The sequence below is a fragment of the Inquilinus sp. genome (genome assembly GCF_057815775.1).
Genome location: NZ_JBYRFX010000190.1, coordinates 1 through 2,086, shown reverse-complemented (window position 1 = coordinate 2,086; position 2,086 = coordinate 1). Strand labels below are relative to the sequence as shown.

Annotated in this window: 3 protein-coding genes; 2 read left to right on the top strand and 1 reads right to left on the bottom strand. The window is 71.4% G+C overall.

Annotation, left to right across the window (positions count from 1 at the left end; translation table 11 throughout):
- Positions 1 to 753: SDR family NAD(P)-dependent oxidoreductase (locus tag AC3XYG_RS06815; protein WP_489139055.1), on the bottom strand; the 753-nt coding region annotated here is incomplete at its 3' end.
- Between the two features lie 214 nt (positions 754 to 967).
- Between AC3XYG_RS06815 and AC3XYG_RS06810 the strand changes: the two genes are divergently transcribed.
- A complete protein-coding gene (locus AC3XYG_RS06810) occupies positions 968 to 1,285 on the top strand; it encodes an ACT-like domain-containing protein (RefSeq protein WP_489139054.1) in 318 nt (105 codons plus the stop codon).
- Between the two features lie 121 nt (positions 1,286 to 1,406).
- The coding region (locus AC3XYG_RS06805) for an MFS transporter (RefSeq protein WP_489139053.1) at positions 1,407 to 2,086 on the top strand (680 nt) is incomplete at its 3' end.

Genomic DNA, 2,086 nt, shown 5'->3' with positions numbered 1-2,086 from the left:
GTACCCGCCATCGACATACAGCACCTGGCCGGTGACATAGGCGGCGGCGTCGGAGCACAGGAACACGGCCGGGCCGGCCAGATCCTCCATCCGGCCGAAGCGGCCCATCGGGATGGCGGACAGCATGCGCTGCTGCCAGGCCTCATCCTGGTAGAACACCTCGGTCAGGGCGGTGCGGAAATAGCCGGGACCGAGGCCGTTGACCCGGATCCGGTCCTTCGCCCATTCCGTTGCCAGCGCCCGGGTCAGGCCGAGCAGGCCGGTCTTGGAGGCGCCATAGGGCGCGGCGCCGGGCACCCCGACCTCCGAGGTCAGCGAGCACAGGTTGAGGATGGCGCCGCCGCGCGCCCGCATCAGCAGCGCCGCGGCGCGGGCGCAGAAGAAGGCGCCCTTCAGGTTGGTATCGACGATGCGGTCCCACAGCGCCTCGTCGACCGAAAGCGACGGCCGCACCTCCTCCACCCCGGCATTGTTGACCAGGATGTCGAGGCCGCCGAGCGCCACGGCAGCGGTGGCGAAGGCGCCGTCGATGTGGCCGGGCTCGGACACGTCGAGCACCACCGTCACCGCCTTGCGGCCACGCTCGCGCACCGTCTCGGCCACCCGCTCCAGCGCCTCGCGGTCGCGGCCGGCCAGGGCGATGTCGGCCCCGGCCGCGGCGAAGCCCTGGGCCAGCGCCGCGCCGATGCCGCGGCCGGCACCGGTCACCAACGCCCGCTTGCCCGCCAGCGGCCCCGATGCCTGATCGACCACAGCCCTGCCCTCCATCCCGCCATACGCACCGCAGGCTTGCGCGGCGCCGGGGCCCGGTCAAGGGCCGGCGCTTGCCAAGCGGGGCGGGAGCGGATAACCATTGGGCATGGTCAGCACGCACTCTCTGCGAATTAGCCACTAGGCCCCGGGCCGGTCAAGCCGGCTCCCCCGGGGTCTTGTCCGTGTGCTGTTTCGCGATCCCCGGGAGAAGACGATGACCATGACCCGCCCCGATGCGCAGGTCGTCTTTCATGTGGTCGGCATGGCCGACACCAACCTGCTGCCCCGCCTGCTCGAGCATTTCTGCCTGCGCGACCTCGTGCCCGACCATGTCCTGGCCGAGCGCCATGGCGACGAGATGCGCGTGACCATCGCCCTGGCCCGCGACGCCTGCCCGGAATGGGAGATGATCGGCCGCAAGCTGGGCCAGATCTTCGTGGTCAAGAGCGTGCTGGCCTCGGTCAGCGAGGACGCGGCCGAGACGGCAGACGACGAGGATACGGACGCAGCGCGGCAGACCGCTTCCGGCTGACACCTTCCCTGCCCTGCCGGCATGGGACCGGGCGGCCGGATCGTGCTATCCGGGACGGAGGCCGCCCGTGCGGGACAAGCGGGCCGGCCACCCTTCCGCAGCCCAGACCTCAGGCCGGCCCATGACACCGCCCTCGCGCCAACCCGTGCTGATCGCGCTGCTGGTCGCCGGCGCCTTCTTCATGGAGAATCTCGACGCCACCGTGATCGTCACGGCGCTGCCCGACATGGCGGCGTCCTTCGGCGTCCGGGCGATCGACCTGAATGTCGGGCTGTCGGCCTATCTGCTGACGCTGGCGGTGTTCATCCCGGCCAGCGGCTGGGTCGCCGACCGGTTCGGCGCCCGGTCGGTCTTTACCACGGCGATCGCGGTGTTCACCCTGGCTTCGGCGCTGTGCGCCGCCAGCGACAGCCTGTGGAGCTTCACCGCCGCGCGGGTGCTGCAGGGCGTCGGCGGCGCCATGATGGTGCCGGTCGGCCGGCTGGTGGTGCTGCGCAACACCGCCAAGCAGTATTTGATGCGGTCGTTCGCCTACATCACCTGGCCGGCGCTGGCCGCCCCGGTGCTGGGGCCGCCGGTCGGCGGGCTGATCACCAGCATCGCGTCCTGGCGCTGGATCTTCCTGCTGAACCTGCCGCTGGGCGCCATCGCCCTGGTGCTGGCGCTGCGGCTGATCCCGAACGACCGCAGCGACGCGCGCACGCCGTTCGACTGGCTCGGCTTCGTCCTGACCGGCATCGCCTGCCTGGCGCTGATGCTGGGGCTGGACCTGATCGGCCACCAGGAGATCCCCTGGCTGTC

Bases quoted from the DNA above. Each gene is read 5' to 3' on its own strand.
- AC3XYG_RS06810 (WP_489139054.1), top strand. From the start codon at position 968: ATGACCATGACCCGCCCCGATGCGCAGGTCGTCTTTCATGTGGTCGGC.